The organism is Amycolatopsis sp. cmx-4-83, assembly GCF_046548815.1.
GTDB lineage: Bacteria > Actinomycetota > Actinomycetes > Mycobacteriales > Pseudonocardiaceae > Amycolatopsis > Amycolatopsis pretoriensis_A.
Genome location: NZ_JAEBEF010000008.1, coordinates 389,168 through 404,635, shown reverse-complemented (window position 1 = coordinate 404,635; position 15,468 = coordinate 389,168). Strand labels below are relative to the sequence as shown.

Here is a 15,468-nt window from a genome sequence, read left to right as displayed (position 1 = left end):
CTCAGATGCCCGCTGGCGGGCGGGAAAGTATGTGTTACGGTTGGTAACAGTGAACTTGGGTAACACCTGACGAGGAGGTCGGCCATGACGAGCATCGGCGAAGCGGGCGTGTCGGACCGGGAGACCGTGGCGCGGCGGCTGCTCGACTCGTCGGAGCAGCTGTCCTACGACCCCGTCAAGGAGGTCGACTGGGAGACGCCGCTGGACACCGACTACCACGGTGCGAGCCCGGAGTGGAGCACGCTCTACGGGACCTCCTACTGGGCCGAAATGACGCCCGGGCAGCAGCGCGAGCTGACCCGCCAGGAGGCGGCGTCGGTGGCGAGCACCGGGATCTGGTTCGAGATGATCCTCCAGCAGATGGTGCTGCGCGACTTCTACGGCAAGGACCCGACGGACCCGGCGTTCCAGTGGGCGCTGACCGAGATCGCCGACGAGTGCCGCCACTCGATCATGTTCGCCCGCGGTGCCGCGAAGCTGCGCGCGCCCGCGTACCGGCCGCGCCGGTTCGTCGTCGAACTGGGCCGGGTCTTCAAAGCCACCGCGACCGGGGAAGCGGCGTACGCGGCGATCCTCGTCGCCGAAGAGGTCCTCGACGTCATGCAGCGCGACTGGATGCGCGACGAGCGCGTGGTCCCGTTCGTGCGGACCATCAACAACATCCACGTGGTCGAGGAGTCGCGGCACATGAAGTTCGCCCGCGAGGAGACCCGCGAGCGGCTCGAAGGCGCCGGGTGGCTGCGCCGCCAGATCAACGGCTTCGTCGTCGCGGTGGCGTCGTACTTCATCGTCACCAGCATGGTGAACGCCAAGGTGTACGAGAACGCCGGGCTGGACGGCAAGCGGGCGCGGCGCGAGGCGAAGGCGAACGAACACCACAAGTCGATGCTGCGCTCGAGCTGCTCCGGGCTGATGGAGTTCCTGCACTCGGCCGGGCTGCTCACCAAGCCGTCGCTGTGGTTCTACAAGCGCGCGAACCTGATCTGACATGGCGTTCGCGATCACGCAGACCTGCTGTGCCGACGCGTCCTGCGTGTCGGTCTGCCCGGTCAACTGCATCCACCCGACGCCGGACGAGCCGGACTTCGGCACGACCGACATGCTCTACGTCGACCCGGACACGTGCATCGACTGCGGTGCCTGCGCCGACGCGTGCCCGGTCGACGCGATCTTCCCGGCCGGCGCCCTGACCGGGCCGCTCGCGGCCTACCCCGACATCAACGCGGAGTACTACGCGGAGCGGGACGTGCTGACCGAGGCCACCGTCGCGCCGAACTTCCACCGGTGGTCGCCGCCGTCGTTCGCCCGGATCCTCCCGAGCGACTTCGCGCCGCTCGACGTCGCGGTCGTCGGCACCGGGCCGGCGGGCATGTACGCGGTCGAGGACCTGTTGCTGCACACCGATTCCCGGGTCACGCTCATCGACCGGCTGCCGGCGGCGGGCGGGCTGATCCGTTACGGCGTCGCGCCCGACCACCCGTCGACGAAGAAGATCGGCGAGACGTTCGCCCGCTTCCACGACCACCCGCGGCTGCGCCTGCGGCTCGGCGTCGAGGCCGGTCCGGAGCTGGCCGAGCGCCACGACGCGGTGATCTACGCGGTCGGCGCGACGGAGGCCCGGCCCCTCGGCATCCCGGGCGAAGACCTGCCCGGCAGCCTCCCGGCCGCCGCGGTGGTCGGCTGGTACAACGGCCACCCGGACATCGCGCCGGACGCCGTCGACCTCTCGGCCGAGCGGGTGGTCGTGGTGGGCACCGGCAACGTGGCCCTCGACGTCGCCCGGATCCTGACGGCGGATCCGTCTTCGCTGGCCGGTACGTCCCTTGCCCCGGCGGCCCTGGCTCAGCTGCGGTCGAGCAAGGTCCGCGAGGTCGTGGTGCTGGCCCGCCGGGGCCCGGAGGACGCCGCGTACACGCGGTCGGAGCTGCTGGCGCTGGCGGCCCGGGGCGACCTCGTCGTGGACGGCCACGACCCACGCATCGCCGCGGCGATCGACGGCGGGGACGGGAAAGCCGCGTTGCTCCGGGGGCTGCCGCGGGAGGCCGTGGACTGGTCGTCGCCACCGCCGGACGGACGGCGGACCGTGCTGCGGTTCCACTCTTCGCCGGTCGCGTTCACCGGCGACACCGAGGTGCGCAGCGTGCTCACCTCCGGCGGCGCCGAGATCCCGGCGGGCCGGGTGGTCCGGGCCGCGGGCTTCCGCGGCGCGCCGGTTGCGGGGCTGCCGTTCGACACCGAAACCGGGACCGTGCCGAACGTCTCGGGCCGGGTCACGCCCGGGACGTACGTCGCGGGCTGGATCAAGCGCGGCCCGTCGGGCGGGATCGGCGCGAACAAGGCGTGCGCCCGGGAGACGGTCGGCGCCCTGCTGGAGGACGCCGTCGCCGGCCGGCTGCGCACCCGCGCACCCCGGCGCGGACTGGCCCGGGTGTTCGGCCGGTCAGCCGCCCGCGGGTGAATGGCTGGTGTGGGTGAATTCCACAGTGGACAGCATCGAGGCGTCCGTCGTGGTGCGCTTGCGGCCGAACGCCAGGACCTTCGCCGGCTCGACCGCGAACACCGCCGCGTCGTGGCCGCCCTGCCGGAAGCCGTCGTCGGTGGCCTCGTAGACCCAGCTGCCGTCCCACTTGGCCAGCCAGGCCTCGGCGAGCCGGGTCAGCTCGGCGCGGCCCTTGACGCGGCGGGCGACGCCTTCGACCACGACGTCCAGCGCGTCGTCCCAGGAGTCGCGGCCGGTGGTCAGCACGACGTTCGGGTTCGCGGTCAGGTTGAGGTACTTCTGCTCGGTCTCGCCGGTCGCGAAGTGCAGTGTGCCGTCCAGCCACACCGCGACCAGCGGCGTGACGTGCGGGCGGCCGTCGGACCGCACCGTGGTGAGCCAGCTGATCTGCGCCGCTTCCAGCGCTCGCGCGGTTTCGGCCCAGTCCGTGGCCCGGGTACCGGGGTCGCTGAACCGTTCGTCGAGCCGGGTTTCCATCGTCACTCCGATCGTCGGCCCGGCAGCGCCGCCGTGTAGGCCGCTGCCAGGCGCGCCGCGACGGGGGGACCGTCCGGCGCTTCTCCGCGACGGGTTCCGAGGTGGGCCTCGCGCAGCTCGTCCATGAAGGCTTCCCACAGCGGCGGACCGCCGTCCGTGAGCACCGCGGCGCGCGCGGCGTACTCGTCGGCGACCGGCAGGTGCCGGACGCCCCACGCGCTGAGCTGCACGAGCACCGGGACGAGCTCGATGGCCCGCTCGGTCAGGCTGTAGGTGACCTTCTGCTTGTGCGAAGGGTCGCCGGCCCGGGTGAGCAGCCCGTGTTCGACGAGCACGCCGAGCCGGTCCGCCAGCACGTTCGACGAGATCCGCTCGGCGCCGCCGAGCAGCTCGCGGAAGTGCCGGGCGCCGCCGAAGACGACGTCACGCAGCACGAGCAGCGTCCACCGGTCGCCGAAGATTTCCAGCGACAGGGAGATCGGGCACCCGGACCGCGTGTCGCGCACCGCTCTCACCTCGAAACTGGTTGCATTACGAGAGCAGTATGCGCGGCACGCGGCCGGTGGTCAACCCGCGAGGCGGTGCAGGACGGCGGCGGCCAGCGCCGTGCGCTCCAGCATCCCCTCGACGCTGATGTGCTCGTGCCGCGCGTGGGCGCCGTCGCCGACCGCGCCGAAGCCGTCCAGGACCGGGTGGCCCAGTGCCGCCACGAAGTTGCCGTCGCTCGCGCCGCCCACCGAACACTCCCGCAGCGTCACGCCCAGCTCCGCCGCTTCTTCGCGCGCCAGTTCGTACACCTTCGCGATGGCGGCGGAGCGTTCCATCACCGGGCGGTTCCAGCCGCCCTCGATGGTGAGGGTCGCTCGGGAGTCGTGGGGCTTGAGCGCCGCCAGGCCCGCGTCGATGCGGGCCGCCTCCGGCGCGCTCGACACGCGGACGTCGATCTCACCCGAAGCAGCGCCCGCGATCACGTTGGAGCGCGTGCCGCCGTCGATCACGCCGACGTTGACCGTCGTGCCGGCGTCTGGATCGGACAGTCCGTGCAGGGCCAGGATCGCGCGCGCCAGTTCGTCGATCGCGCTCGCGCCCTTCGCCGGGTCCAGGCCCGCGTGGGCCTCGACGCCCGTCGTGCGCACCCGGAACAGGCCGACGCCCTTGCGCGCGGTCTTCACCGCGCCGCCGGCGCTCGCCTCGAACACCAGCGTGGCACGGGTGCCCGCGGCGGCTTCCTCGATCACCGGCCGCGACGCCGGGCTGCCGATCTCCTCGTCGCCGTTGAGGACCAGGCGGACGGCCGGGCGCGGCAGCCCGGCGGCGTCGAGCGCGCGCAGCGCCCACACCGCGTGCACCAGGCCCGACTTCATGTCGAAGATCCCCGGCCCGGTCGCGCGGTCGCCGTCCACGGTGAACGGCCACTCCGCCAGGGTGCCCAGCGGCCACACCGTGTCGTAGTGGCAGAGCAGCAGTACCGGTTCTCCGCTGCCGGCGAAGTCGTAGACCTTGATGTCGCCGTAGCGCCCGCCGTCGACGTCCCGGACGTTCTCCGGGGTGCCCAGCCGCTCGCGCAGCCGGCCGTCCACCCAGGACAGTCCGCGGTCCAAAGCGGGCTTGTCGTCACTCGGCGTCTCGATGCCGACGTACGCGGCGAGGTCGGCGAGGAGGTCGTCGCGGTGCGCGCGCACCCACTCGTGCAGGTCCCGGATCACAGAGCTCGCTCCAATTCGGTCAGGTGGTTTTCGGACATCGCGACGGCGCCGCTCTCGACTTCGCGCAGCCGGGCCAGCACCGCGCGCAGCAGCGGCACGGGAGCCTCCGCGAGCACCGGCGCGTAGTGGTGGTGGACCTCGACCGGCCGGTGCCGCACGGCGATGTCGCGCCAGATGCCGCTGCGGTCCTTCGGCTGGCTCCGCAGCCACGCGACCAGGCGGTCGGTCGCCTCCTCGCGGCCGGTCGCGCCCGGGAGGTAGGCGGCCGGGTCGAACTGGTCGAACGCCTCCAGGGTGCGCTCGCCCGCGGCGGAGAAGACCTCCGCGGTCAGCGCGTGCATGAGCGGCCGGTGCCGGTCGATCAGGTCGGCCATCGGCGCGTCGGCGAGCGCGGTCGTGGTGAGCATCGCGCCGAACCCCAGCTTCGCCCACAGGTAGCCCTCGACGTTCGCGGTCGCCTTCGCCGGACCCCACACCTGCAGGTCCGCGACGACCTCCTCGACCCGCGGCGTGATCCGGCCGTCGGGTTCGCCGACGACCAGGGCGCCGAGGCCGCCGTCCCGCACGACACCGGGTTCGACGACGTCGGCGAACAGGTTCACGAACGCGCCGACCGTCCGTTCCGGACCGACGCGGGACGCGATCAGCCGCTCGTTGAGCCCGTTCTGCAGGGACACGACGAAGCCGTCTTCCGCCAGCCGCGGTGTCAGCCACTCCAGGACCGTTTCGGTGGCCTGGGCCTTGACGGCCAGCAGGACGCGGCCGAGGACCGGCGGGGCGTCCGCGGGGGTGAACGCGGGCAGTTCGACGGTTTCGGCGCCCTCCGGGCGGCGCAAGGTGAGGCCGCGGGCTTCGATCGCGGCCACGTGCGCCGTGTCGGCGTCCACGATGGACACCGGGTGGCCGGCGCGCGCGAGGTGGAACGCGAGCGTCCCCCCGATCGCGCCGCCACCGACCACCGTGTACGAGCGCCGGTCAGACATGCGCTTCCTTTCCTTGTTGCACGGGGGTTTCCCCGGTCCAGTGCAGCGGCAGGCCGGCCGCGCCCGCGGTGGACCCGCCGTCGACGCGCAGGACCGCGCCGGTGATCCAGGCCGCTTCCGGTCCGGCGAGCCAGAACACCGCGTCGGCGACCTCCCGCGGTTCGCCGCGACGGCCGAGCGGGTTGACCGACACCGCTTCCGCGTACGCCTCGGTGACCGGGTTGGCGGAGCTGTCCACGGTGACGAAGCCGGGGCTGACGGCGTTCACGCGGATGCCGTGCGGGCCGAGTTCCACCGCGCACGCCTTGGTGAGCATCTCCAGCGCGGCCTTCGACGTCGCGTAGTGGGCGGCGCCGGGCCGCGCCCGGGTCGCCGCGCCGGAGGAGATGTTGACGACCGCGCCGGTGGTCCCGGCGGCCACGTGGGACCGTCCGAACGCGACGGTGGTGAGCAAAGCGGCCCGGACGTTGACGTCCTGCACGCGGTCCCAGGTCGCCGCGGTCATCTCCAGCAGGGGAGTGGCCGGGTAGATCCCCGCCGCGTTGACGAGGACGTCGACCGGTCCGGCCTGCCCGACGAGTCCCCCGGCGAATCCGGCGTCCGCGAGGTCGCCGGGCAGCTCGACGACGTCGGTGCCCAGCCGGGCCGCCACCGCGGACAGTTCGGCCGGGCGCAGGTCGGCCAGGACGAGGCGGTCGCCCGCGGCGGCGAACCGGGCGGCGATGGCCGCGCCGATCCCGCCGCCGGCGCCGGTGACGAGCACGGTCCGCACTACAGCTCCTTTCCCTTGGTCTCGGGCATGGTCAGGTAGACCGCGACGCCGATGAGCGCGGCCGCGGCGACGTAGACCCACACCAGGTGGCCGAGGTGGTTCGCGTTCAGCCACGTCGTGACGTACGGCGCGGTCCCGCCGAAGATCGCCACGGCGAGCGCGTACGGCAGCCCGATGCCGGTGGTGCGCACCTCGGCCGGGAACTGCTCGGCCATGATCACCGCGCAGTTCGCCGAGTAGCCGACGATCAGCACCAGCCCGATCAGCTCGATGACGAAGACGCTCCAGAAGCTGTTGCCCAGGAAGTGGAACGCGGGCCAGGCGAACACCACGAACCCGGCGGCGAACGCGGTCATCGTCGTCTTGCGCCCGATCCGGTCGGACAGCAGGCCGCCGAACGGCAGCAGCGCGATGAACACGACCATCGCGAGGGTGTTGGCGAGCAGCGCGGTCTTGAGCGGGATGCCGGTGCTCAGGTGGGCGTAGGCCGGCATGTAGGAGACCCACACGTAGTAGATCAGCGTCCCGGCGATGGTCACGCCGGCCACGCGCAGCGCCGCGCCCGGGTGGTCGCGCAGCATCGCGACGACCGGGTTCCGCCGCGGCTGGGCGGAGATCTTGGTGAACGCCTCGGTTTCGTGCACCGACACGCGCAGCCACAGGCCGACGAGGCCGAGCAGGCCGGCGATGCCGAACGCCAGCCGCCAGCCCCAGCCGTGCAGGTCTCCGTCGGACAGCGTCGCGTTGAGGATCGTGCCCATCAGCGCGGCGATCAGCGAGCCGAGGCCGACCGAAACCTGCTGCCACGAACCGGCGAACGCGCGGCGCCCGGGTGCGGCGGACTCGATGAGGAACGCCGACGACGACCCGAATTCGCCGCCCGCCGAGAAGCCCTGCACGAGCCGGGCGAGCAGCAGCACGATCGGGGCCAGCACGCCGATCTGCGCGTACGTCGGGCACAACGCGATGACGATCGACGCCGCGGCCATCAGCGAGATGGTGAGCGTCAAGCCCTTCTTGCGGCCCTTCCGGTCGGCGTACGCGCCGAGCACCGCGCCGCCGATCGGCCGCATGACGAACCCGACGGCGAACACGGCCAACGTGGACAGCAGGGCCGTGGTTTCGTTGCCGCCGGCGAAGAACTGGCCGGCGAAGACCGGCGCGAAGGTCGCGTAGACGGCCCAGTCGACCCACTCGACGGTGTTGCCGACGGCGCCGGCGACGATCGCCTTGCGCTGCTGGGCCGTCAAGCGGTGGCTGACGACGGTGTCCACAGTGGTCATGCCTGCTCCCGGAGGACGTGGTCGACGATCTGGGCGTGCGTGGCGTACCAGACCCCGTCGTGGCCGCCGATGTGGTCGAGCAGTTCGGCGAGGACGGCGATCCGGGACCGGTGCCCGATGATGTGCGGGTGCATGGTGAGCTGGAAGATCCCGCCCTCGGCGTACGCGGCGTCGAACTCGTCGCGCCAGATCGAAAGCACGCCGCGGGGCGGGGTGTAGGGTCGCAGCGAGGCGAACCGGTCCATCATGAAGTACGGCGCGTCGTCGCGGATCCACTCGACCGGCAGCTCGACGATCCCGGTCGGCTCGCCGTGTTCGAGGAGCTCGTAGCAGTCGTCGTCGGCCATCAGCGACGAGTCGTAGGCCAGGCCCAGCTCGCGGGTGATGGCGAGGGTGTGCGCGGAGAAGTCCCACGACGGCGTCCGGATGCCCACCGGCCGGGTGCCGGCGAGGCGCTCGAGCACGTCGGCGGCGCGGAAGGCGAGGTCGCGCTCCTCGGTTTCGGTGAGGGCGGTGTTGCGTTCGTGGATCCAGCCGTGCAGCGCCACTTCGTGCCCGGCGTCCACATAGGACTTGACTTCGCCGTCGTGGAGCAGAGCGGACACGGCGGGCACGAAGAAGGACGCGGGCGCGTCGTGCCGCTGCAGGAGCTTCAGGATGCGGGGGACGCCGACGCGGGCGCCGTACTCGCCTTGCGCCATCTTGCCGGGCAGGACGTCGCCGTCCCGCAGCGAGGGTGTTTCGTGGTCGGAGTCGAAGGACAGCGCCACGGCCACCTTCGCGCCGCCGGGCCACGCCGCCGGGCGCAGCGGGCGCCCCGCGCGGACGTGCTCGACGTGGCCGCGCCAGGTCGCTTCGTCCCACTGCCACGGTTGTTCGGTCATGCGTCCTCCAGCTTGGCGGCGGGTGTCGGGGCCCACGCGCGCTTGAGCGTCGAAACCTGCAGGGTCACGTCGGCTTCCCGGAGCCCGGGCAGCGCGCCGACGACGTCGGTGGTGTGCCGGTACAGCTCGCCGTAGTGCCGCAGCACGATCTGGCCGACGAGGTTGAACCGGCCGGTGGTGGCGGAGAGGTACTTCGTGCCGGGGTGGGCGGCGAGCTGCTGCCCGGCGCGGTCGAGCTCGCCGGGGACCACCGAAAGCCAGAGCATGAATTCGAGGGCGTAGCCGAACATCGACGGCTCGGCGAGCGTCCGGAACCGCAGGCACCCGCGGCGCACCAGCGAGTCGACGCGTCTGGCCACAGTGGACTCGCTGGTCCCGACGTGCCTGGACACCTCCTTGAACGGCACCCGCGCGTCTTCGCCGAGCGCCGCGCAGATCGCGAGGTCCAGCTCGTCGAGCTGCTCGGGCGGGCGCTCCCAGTGCTGCTCTTCGAACGGCCGGACCTCGCCGCCGCGCAGGTCGGTGACGGCCTCGCGGCTCAGCTCGCCGGAGTCCCAGTCGTGGTTGGAGGTGAACGTCCGCATGACGGCGAAGGTCTCGGCATCGCGGACGTCCTCGTCGCCGGGGAAGCCGTTCTCCTGCAGCCGCGCGATCTCGCGGTAGGAGGGCAGGACGAACTCGGCGGAGCAGTCGGCACTGCCGGCGAGCACGGTCGCGTACCGCACCTCGGGCCGCGCGGCGAGCGCCTCGGCCACGCCGGCGGCCGTACCCGGCCGGCACCGCAGCCGCGCGATCACGGGCACGCCGAGACCGCATCGCAGCACGTCCACGACCCCGATCACCCGGAGGCGGCCGCTGTCGGTGAGCTGCGCGGCCCGGCGGAGGACGGTGGACTCGCTGGCCCCGACGTGCCGCGCGACGGCGCCCCAGGACGCCCGGCCGTTGAGCTGCAGGGCCGCGACGATCCGCCGGTCCAGTTCAGGTGCCTTGCCTTCGATCTGCACGAGAGGCATCCTGAATGCAGGAAAACGTCAAGTCAAGGGGTGGCGATGCAAGAATGCGTCAGAGAGTGGGCGTGACTGCGGCGAGAGCGTCCGCCGCCGCGAGGTCGAAGTCGCCGTGGTCGCTGCCGAGGCCCTGGGCCACCAGCGCGGCGGCCGCGCTGCCCAGGACGGCCGCGTCCCGCAGCGAGCGGCCGAGGCCCAGGCCACGGAGGAAGCCCGCCGAGAAGGCGTCGCCGCAGCCGGTCGTGTCCACCACCGGGACCGCGAACGCCGGCACTTCGAGCGCCTCCCGCGCCGTCACCACCAGGGCGCCGAGCGCGCCCCGCGTCACCGCGACGCAGCCGACGCCGGCGTCGAGGAGCGCGTGGGCGCCGCCTTCGAGGGTGTCCGCGTTCGTCAAGCCCAGCAGCTGGTCCTCGTTCGGCAGCAGGTAGTCCAAAGAGGACAACGCGGGCGCGAGCCAGGCCAGCACGCCGGGGTCGCCGGGGGCGAGCAGGTCGGCCGAGGTCACCACGCCGGCCGCGCGGGCCGGGCCGAGGATCTGCGCCGCTTTTTCGCCGCCCATCAGCTCCGGGCCGCCCAGGTGCAGGTGCGTCGCGCGGACGATCTCCGACGCCGGGGCGTCCGAGGGCTCGTAGGTCAGGTTCGCGCCGGGGACGTGGAAGGCGGGGCGGCTGCCGTCGGCGCGGATGGGCAGCACCGACGCCGACGTCTGCACGCTCTCGCGGCGCAGCACCAGGGACGTGTCGACGCCGTGGCGCGCGAGCATCGCCAGCAGCAGGTCACCGACCGGGTCGGTGCCGATCGCGCCCGCCGTGCGGACCGTCGCGCCCAGCTTGGCCAGCGTGACCGCGGTGCCCGCGGCCGTGCCCGCCGGACCGAACCGGATCTGCTCCACCAGGGTCGCGCCCTGGCCGTCGGGGATGGCTTCGACCGGGCGGACCTGCACGTCGAACACGTGCGCCCCGAGCGTCACGACCGTCTGCGTCACTGCCCGTACCCCCGGCGCACGGCCGCGGCCACGACGGCTTCCTGCTGCGCGGGATCGAGGACCCGCGGGGCGCCGAGCGTCGCGGCCCGCACGTACAGGCCGCACGCCCACTCGAGCAGCAGCGCGTTGTCGACCGCGGCTTCGAGGGAGGGACCGTGGGCGACCGCGCCGTGGTTGGCCAGCAGCGCCGCGGACTTGCCGTCGAGCGCGGTGAGGGTTTCCGCGGCCAGCTCCGCCGACCCGAAGACGGCGAACGGGGCGACCCGGATCGCGCCGCCGAGGGCCAGCTGCTGGTAGTGGACGCACGGCAGCTCGTCGAGCACCAGGGACACCGCGGTGGCCTGCGGGGAGTGGGTGTGCACCACCGCGCCCGCGCCGTAGCGCCGGTAGATCCCCAGGTGCAGCTCCAGTTCCGAGGTCGGGGTCCGCTCGCCGGCGACCACCTCGCCGTCGAGGTCGACGACGGTGACGTCGTAGGCCGTGGCCCGGCCCAGCACGACGCCGGTCGCCGTCACCGCCACGTGCTCGCCCACCCGGACGCTCACGTTGCCCGCGCTGCCGATGAGCAGGCCTTCGCCCGCGAGCCCGTGACAGGCCCTCGCCACCGACCGCCGTGCTTCGTCGAGCATCGAACTCGCCATTGCCATGCGCCGAGGCTAGGATAAATACGAAACAAAGTCACGTTCAGGTTTGGGGAGCGGATGACCGAAGGCCGGCCGCGCCGGGTGCCGCGCCAAGCGCGCTCGCGGGAAAAGCTGGCCAGGGTGCTGGCGGCCGCGGACCGCCTGCTCGCCCGCGAAGGCGTCGAAGCGCTGACGACGACCCGCGTCGCCGCCGAGGCCGGCGTCTCGGTCGGCGCGCTCTACCAGTACCTGCCGGATCGAGAGGCGATCACCGAGGCGCTGGCCGTGGGCTACCTCGCCCGGCTGGAAGACCTCATGGACGCCGTCGCCGAGCGAGCGGCGGAGGAGGCCTGGGACGACCCGGTCGGCCTCCTCGTCGACGCGTTCGCCGGGCTCTACCGCGCCGAGCCCGGGTTCCGCGCCCTGTGGTTCGGGCGCGGCCTCACCGACGGCGCCCGGGAAGCCGACCGCGCGCACAAGCGCGTGATGGCCACCGGCGTGCACCGCATCCTGGTCGCCCAGCGCCTCCTGCGTGACGACTACGCGGCCGCGGTGGCGTGCCGCACGGCGTTCCTCGCCGCTGACGCCGTGCTCCAGGAAGCGTTCCGCGGCGACGGCGCGCCCGAACTGCTGGACCCGGTCAAGACGATGCTGCGGGCCTACCTCGGTCAGCTGCCCCGGCCGTAGCGACGAGGAACTCCTCGCCACGGGCGAGCCGCAGCCCGTCGGCGCGCCCGGCGAAGTAGCGCTCGTCCAGCTCGTCGCCCGAGACGTGCACCGCCTCGCCGAACCCGGCTTCCTTGGCGAGCGCCAGGATTTCGGCGGGGGAGAAGGAGCTGACGAACGGCGTCCCGGCCGCTTCCGCCTTGCCCGCGGTGGCCCGGTGCCGGGCGCGCTCGCCGTCGTCGAGGAGCTCGGGCGGCAGCATGAACGTCATCGCCAGCGTGGAACCCGGGGCGAACCCGGCGATCCGGCGCAGCGTGGCCGCGTTCGCCGCCTTGGTCAGGTACATGCTGACGCCGGTGGACGCGACGACCGCGGGTTCGTCCGCCGCGAAACCCGCGTCCGTGAGCCGATCCCACCACGACGTGGTCTCGAAGTCGACCGGTACCAGCCGCAGCCACTCGGGGACGCCGAGCCCGAGTTCGTCGAGGCGCGCGCGTTTCCAGGCCTGCGGGCCGGGCTGGTCGACTTCGAACACGCGCAGCCGCGCCGCGATTTCCGGGCGGCGCTGGGCGAAGGTGTCCAGCCCGGCCCCGAGGAGGACGTACTGCCCGACCCCGCGGCTCGCGTGTTCGACGACGAGGTCCTCGACGAACCGCGCCCGCGCGACCATCCCGGCCCGGTACCGCCCGGCGGTGGCCGGGTCCATGTCGTCCCGGTCCCGCCAGCCCTCGCCCGGACCGGCCAGCCGCAGCCCGAGTTCGTCGTCGAACACGTGCGGCGGCGGATCGACGGCGACGTGCAGCGCCCGCCACAAGGCGGTCCGCACCGCGGTGCTGTCCGGCGCGGTCATCGTCAGCCCGCCGCCGGCGCCGAGAGCGTCCAGGTCCGCCCGTCGGGATCGCGGACGGTCATCTCGCGGGTCCCGTAGTGGGTGTCCTCGAACGGGGTGACCACTTCGACGATGTCGTCGGCCCGGAAGGCGTCGGCGTCCGGCACCTTGAAGACGACCTGCTGCCGCGGTTCCTGGCTCGCGGGTACCTCGGCGATGAACAAGTGGGGTCCGTCGCCGTTGCGGAGCAGCCCCGAGTTGTGGTCGGTCGCGAAGTCGATTTCGTAGCCCAGCGCCTGGAAGAACTTGGCGGCCTTGCCCCAGTTGTGCGTCTCCAGGTACACGGCCTCGATGCCCTCGGTCGTCATGTTCAGTGCTCCTCTTCGGTTCCGAGATAGGCGCGCAGCGCTTCGGCGACGAGCGCCGACAGCGACTGTTCGGTTTCGACGGCTCGGTGCTTGAGCTGCCGGATCAGGCCGATCGGCAGGTACACGTTGAACTGTTTGACGTCGTCATCGCCCACGTGGCTGACCCTAGCATGCTAGCAAGCTAGAGGCGCCCTGGTGCTGGGCCGGTCTCTGCGGCGGCGTTCGACCGTGTTCGACCGGATTGCCGTGACCGAACCGGTGGTCGTTCTCCGGCCTCGTCATTCGCTACGACGGCGCCACGAACATCGATCTCCGAGGCTCGGTGATCTTCGGCTGGGCGAGATACTTCCGGCCGTCGGCGGAATGGCTCAGCGAGTAGGTGCTGCCGAAGGTCGGCCGTTCGCCGCTTGACGGGCGATCGCCCCGCCGTCCAAAATGCAGAACCAGCACCATTTGTTAACGCTAACATTCCTGACGACGAGGTCGGAGCGATGCGATGAAGCTGCGCGTTCTGCTGTCCGTGCTCCTGGCGTTCGCCGGAGTCGTCCAAGGCGCAGGAGCCGCCGCAGCGGCAGAGGTGGTGACTCCCGCTCCCGTCATGGGCTGGGCCTCCTGGAACACCTTCGCCGCCAAGATCGACTACGCCACCATCAAAGCGCAGGCCGACGCGCTCGTCTCCGCCGGGCTCAAGGACGCCGGCTACACCTACGTCAACATCGACGAAGGCTGGTGGCAGGGCACCCGCGACGGCTCCGGGAACATCACCGTCGACACCGCCGAATGGCCCGGCGGCATGGCAGCCATCGCGGATTACCTGCACGGCAAGGGGTTGAAGGCGGGCATCTACACCGACGCCGGGCGGGACGGCTGCGGGTACTACTACCCGACCGGGCGGCCCGCGGCGCCCGGGTCCGGCAGTGAAGGCCACTACCTGCAGGACCTGCTGCAGTTCCAGCGCTGGGGCTTCGACTTCGTCAAGGTCGACTGGTGCGGCGGCGACGCCGAAGGCCTCGACCCGGCGAGCACCTACCGGGCGATCAGCGACGCCAACACAGCCGCCACCGCGCAGACCGGGCGCACGCTCACCCTCTCGATCTGCGACTGGGGCAAGAAGAACCCGTGGAACTGGGGCGCCGGCACCGCCCCGATGTGGCGGACCAGCACGGACATCATCTACTACGGCCAGACCGCGACCCTCCCGCAGGCGCTCACCAACTTCGACCAGGCGCAGCACCCCGTTTCGCAGCACACCGGGTACGTCAACGACCCCGACATGCTGACCGTCGGGATGCCGGGGCTGTCCGCCGCGCAGGGGCGGACCGAGTTCGGGATGTGGGCGGTCTCCGGGGCGCCGCTGCTCGCCGGCAACAACCTCGTGACGATGAGCGCGGAGACGGCGAACGTCCTCAAGAACCGCGAAGTCATCGCCGTCGACCAGGATCCGCGCGGCCTGCAGGGCGTGAAGGTCGCCGAGGACGCCGCCGGGCTCCAGGTGTACGGCAAGGTCCTGGCCGGTTCCGGGAAACGCGCGGTGCTCTTGCTCAACCGGACGTCGTCGGCGGCGACCATGACCGCGCGGTGGGCCGACCTCGGCCTCACCGCCGCCACCGCGAAGGTCCGGAACCTCTGGAGCGCTTCCGACAAAGGCAGTTACGCCAACGGATACAGCGTGAGCGTCCCGGCCAACGACTCCGTGCTGCTGACCGTCCAAGGCACCGACGCCGCGGCCACGCACGGCACCACGATCACCGCGGCCGCGACGGGATCGGCCGTCGCGACCTTCACCTACAGCGCGACCACCACCCGGACCGCAACCCTCGCGGTGAACGGCCAGCAGCCGACCGTCGTCGCCTTCCCGGCGACCGGGGGAGCGGCCAGGACCGTCTCCGCCGTCGTCTCCCTGGGCAAGGGCACCAACAACCTCACGTTCTCGGGCACGCCACCGCAGCTCAGCGACGTCGCCGTCCTGCCGCTGCCCGGGACGAACGGCGTCCAGGTGGCCGGCACGCAGTCGGGCCGGTGCCTCGACATCGACGACAACAGCATCACCAACGGCGTCCAGGCGCAGCTGTGGGACTGCGCCGGGGGACCGAACCAGACGTGGGTGCCGGCCCGCGGCCAGCTCGTCGTCAACGGCACGAAGTGCCTGGACGCCTACGACAACGGCACCGCCAACGGAACCGCGGTGGTCAGCTGGGACTGCAACGGCCGGCGCAACCAGCAGTGGACCCTGAACGCGAACGGGACCATCACGAACGCGGTGTCCGGGCTCTGCCTGGACGCCAGCGGCGCGGCCACCGGGAACGGCACGAAGATCATCCTGTGGGCCTGCGGCGGCGGCGCCAACCAGCAGTGGACCCGGCGGTGACCCGGGCGGCCGGA

18 protein-coding genes are annotated in these 15,468 nt (G+C 72.3%); 4 read left to right on the top strand and 14 right to left on the bottom strand.

Annotation, left to right across the window (positions count from 1 at the left end; all coding sequences use genetic code 11):
- Positions 1-84: 84 nt before the first annotated feature.
- Complete coding sequence (locus ACLJQM_RS26475) at positions 85-987, top strand: AurF N-oxygenase family protein (protein ID WP_360775970.1); 903 nt, start codon at positions 85-87, stop codon at positions 985-987.
- Between the two features lies 1 nt (position 988).
- A complete protein-coding gene (locus ACLJQM_RS26470; RefSeq protein ID WP_410633150.1) occupies positions 989-2,458 on the top strand; it encodes an FAD-dependent oxidoreductase in 1,470 nt (489 codons plus the stop codon).
- On the opposite strand, the gene ACLJQM_RS26465 is transcribed toward ACLJQM_RS26470, so the two are convergent.
- From ACLJQM_RS26465 to ACLJQM_RS26420, 10 genes are read right to left on the bottom strand one after another with little or no spacing between them, the layout of a single operon-like run.
- Positions 2,441-2,977 carry a pyridoxamine 5'-phosphate oxidase family protein gene (locus ACLJQM_RS26465; RefSeq protein ID WP_360775964.1) on the bottom strand — a complete coding sequence of 179 codons (537 nt, stop codon included), beginning with the start codon at positions 2,975-2,977 and terminating at the stop codon, positions 2,441-2,443. The genes ACLJQM_RS26470 and ACLJQM_RS26465 overlap by 18 nt on opposite strands.
- A 2-nt stretch (positions 2,978-2,979) precedes the next feature.
- Positions 2,980-3,483 carry a winged helix-turn-helix transcriptional regulator gene (locus ACLJQM_RS26460; protein ID WP_360775961.1) on the bottom strand — a complete coding sequence of 168 codons (504 nt, stop codon included), beginning with the start codon at positions 3,481-3,483 and terminating at the stop codon, positions 2,980-2,982.
- Positions 3,484-3,543: 60 nt separating this feature from the next.
- Positions 3,544-4,683, bottom strand: a complete 1,140-nt coding sequence (locus tag ACLJQM_RS26455; RefSeq protein WP_410633149.1) for a M20 family metallopeptidase — start codon at positions 4,681-4,683, stop codon at positions 3,544-3,546.
- Complete coding sequence (locus ACLJQM_RS26450) at positions 4,680-5,666, bottom strand: ketopantoate reductase family protein (RefSeq protein WP_410633148.1); 987 nt, start codon at positions 5,664-5,666, stop codon at positions 4,680-4,682. Before ACLJQM_RS26450 ends, ACLJQM_RS26455 begins: the two co-directional genes overlap by 4 nt.
- Complete coding sequence (locus tag ACLJQM_RS26445; protein WP_360775952.1) at positions 5,659-6,438, bottom strand: SDR family NAD(P)-dependent oxidoreductase; 780 nt, start codon at positions 6,436-6,438, stop codon at positions 5,659-5,661. The genes ACLJQM_RS26450 and ACLJQM_RS26445 overlap by 8 nt, the downstream gene beginning before the upstream one ends.
- Entirely contained in the window at positions 6,438-7,721 is a 1,284-nt protein-coding gene (locus ACLJQM_RS26440; RefSeq protein ID WP_247024242.1) for an MFS transporter, read from the bottom strand. The genes ACLJQM_RS26445 and ACLJQM_RS26440 overlap by 1 nt, the downstream gene beginning before the upstream one ends.
- Positions 7,718-8,605 (bottom strand): polysaccharide deacetylase family protein, encoded by an 888-nt coding sequence (locus tag ACLJQM_RS26435; protein ID WP_360775949.1) that lies wholly within the window; start codon positions 8,603-8,605, stop codon positions 7,718-7,720. The genes ACLJQM_RS26440 and ACLJQM_RS26435 overlap by 4 nt, the downstream gene beginning before the upstream one ends.
- Positions 8,602-9,609, bottom strand: a complete 1,008-nt coding sequence (locus tag ACLJQM_RS26430) for an Lrp/AsnC family transcriptional regulator (RefSeq protein WP_410633147.1) — start codon at positions 9,607-9,609, stop codon at positions 8,602-8,604. Before ACLJQM_RS26430 ends, ACLJQM_RS26435 begins: the two co-directional genes overlap by 4 nt.
- A 58-nt stretch (positions 9,610-9,667) precedes the next feature.
- Positions 9,668-10,600: a carbohydrate kinase family protein gene (locus ACLJQM_RS26425; protein WP_410633146.1), complete on the bottom strand. Its 933-nt coding sequence runs from the start codon at positions 10,598-10,600 to the stop codon at positions 9,668-9,670.
- The gene (locus ACLJQM_RS26420; RefSeq protein WP_247025166.1) at positions 10,597-11,241 is read right to left on the bottom strand and encodes a class II aldolase/adducin family protein; all 645 of its coding nucleotides are present in this window, start codon (positions 11,239-11,241) and stop codon (positions 10,597-10,599) included. Before ACLJQM_RS26420 ends, ACLJQM_RS26425 begins: the two co-directional genes overlap by 4 nt.
- A 60-nt stretch (positions 11,242-11,301) precedes the next feature.
- On the opposite strand from ACLJQM_RS26420, the gene ACLJQM_RS26415 reads away from it, so the two are divergent.
- Positions 11,302-11,910: a TetR/AcrR family transcriptional regulator gene (locus ACLJQM_RS26415; RefSeq protein ID WP_410633145.1), complete on the top strand. Its 609-nt coding sequence runs from the start codon at positions 11,302-11,304 to the stop codon at positions 11,908-11,910.
- On the opposite strand, the gene ACLJQM_RS26410 is transcribed toward ACLJQM_RS26415, so the two are convergent.
- The 4 genes from ACLJQM_RS26410 to ACLJQM_RS26395 form a co-directional block, all read right to left on the bottom strand.
- On the bottom strand, positions 11,864-12,739 hold the full coding sequence (locus tag ACLJQM_RS26410) for a class I SAM-dependent methyltransferase (protein ID WP_410633144.1): 876 nt from the start codon (positions 12,737-12,739) through the stop codon (positions 11,864-11,866). The genes ACLJQM_RS26415 and ACLJQM_RS26410 overlap by 47 nt on opposite strands.
- 2 nt (positions 12,740-12,741) lie before the next feature.
- Positions 12,742-13,086, bottom strand: a complete 345-nt coding sequence (locus tag ACLJQM_RS26405) for a VOC family protein (protein ID WP_410633143.1) — start codon at positions 13,084-13,086, stop codon at positions 12,742-12,744.
- A 2-nt stretch (positions 13,087-13,088) separates the two neighbouring features.
- Positions 13,089-13,241, bottom strand: coding sequence for a CopG family transcriptional regulator (locus ACLJQM_RS26400; protein ID WP_247024235.1), 153 nt, complete (start codon positions 13,239-13,241; stop codon positions 13,089-13,091).
- Positions 13,242-13,371: 130 nt separating this feature from the next.
- Positions 13,372-13,539: a hypothetical protein gene (locus ACLJQM_RS26395; RefSeq protein ID WP_410633142.1), complete on the bottom strand. Its 168-nt coding sequence runs from the start codon at positions 13,537-13,539 to the stop codon at positions 13,372-13,374.
- Positions 13,540-13,582: 43 nt separating this feature from the next.
- On the opposite strand from ACLJQM_RS26395, the gene ACLJQM_RS26390 reads away from it, so the two are divergent.
- Positions 13,583-15,454, top strand: coding sequence for a glycoside hydrolase family 27 protein (locus tag ACLJQM_RS26390; RefSeq protein ID WP_410633141.1), 1,872 nt, complete (start codon positions 13,583-13,585; stop codon positions 15,452-15,454).
- The last annotated feature ends 14 nt before the right edge of the window (positions 15,455-15,468 follow it).

Coding starts and splice junctions, on each gene's coding strand:
- ACLJQM_RS26475 (WP_360775970.1), top strand. CDS start 85: ATGACGAGCATCGGCGAAGCGGGCGTGTCGGACCGGGAGACCGTGGCG.
- ACLJQM_RS26470 (WP_410633150.1), top strand. CDS start 989: ATGGCGTTCGCGATCACGCAGACCTGCTGTGCCGACGCGTCCTGCGTG.
- ACLJQM_RS26465 (WP_360775964.1), bottom strand. CDS start 2,977: ATGGAAACCCGGCTCGACGAACGGTTCAGCGACCCCGGTACCCGGGCC.
- ACLJQM_RS26450 (WP_410633148.1), bottom strand. CDS start 5,666: ATGTCTGACCGGCGCTCGTACACGGTGGTCGGTGGCGGCGCGATCGGG.
- ACLJQM_RS26440 (WP_247024242.1), bottom strand. CDS start 7,721: ATGACCACTGTGGACACCGTCGTCAGCCACCGCTTGACGGCCCAGCAG.
- ACLJQM_RS26435 (WP_360775949.1), bottom strand. CDS start 8,605: ATGACCGAACAACCGTGGCAGTGGGACGAAGCGACCTGGCGCGGCCAC.
- ACLJQM_RS26420 (WP_247025166.1), bottom strand. CDS start 11,241: ATGGCGAGTTCGATGCTCGACGAAGCACGGCGGTCGGTGGCGAGGGCC.
- ACLJQM_RS26415 (WP_410633145.1), top strand. CDS start 11,302: ATGACCGAAGGCCGGCCGCGCCGGGTGCCGCGCCAAGCGCGCTCGCGG.
- ACLJQM_RS26410 (WP_410633144.1), bottom strand. CDS start 12,739: ATGACCGCGCCGGACAGCACCGCGGTGCGGACCGCCTTGTGGCGGGCG.
- ACLJQM_RS26405 (WP_410633143.1), bottom strand. CDS start 13,086: ATGACGACCGAGGGCATCGAGGCCGTGTACCTGGAGACGCACAACTGG.
- ACLJQM_RS26395 (WP_410633142.1), bottom strand. CDS start 13,539: ATGGTGCTGGTTCTGCATTTTGGACGGCGGGGCGATCGCCCGTCAAGC.
- ACLJQM_RS26390 (WP_410633141.1), top strand. CDS start 13,583: ATGAAGCTGCGCGTTCTGCTGTCCGTGCTCCTGGCGTTCGCCGGAGTC.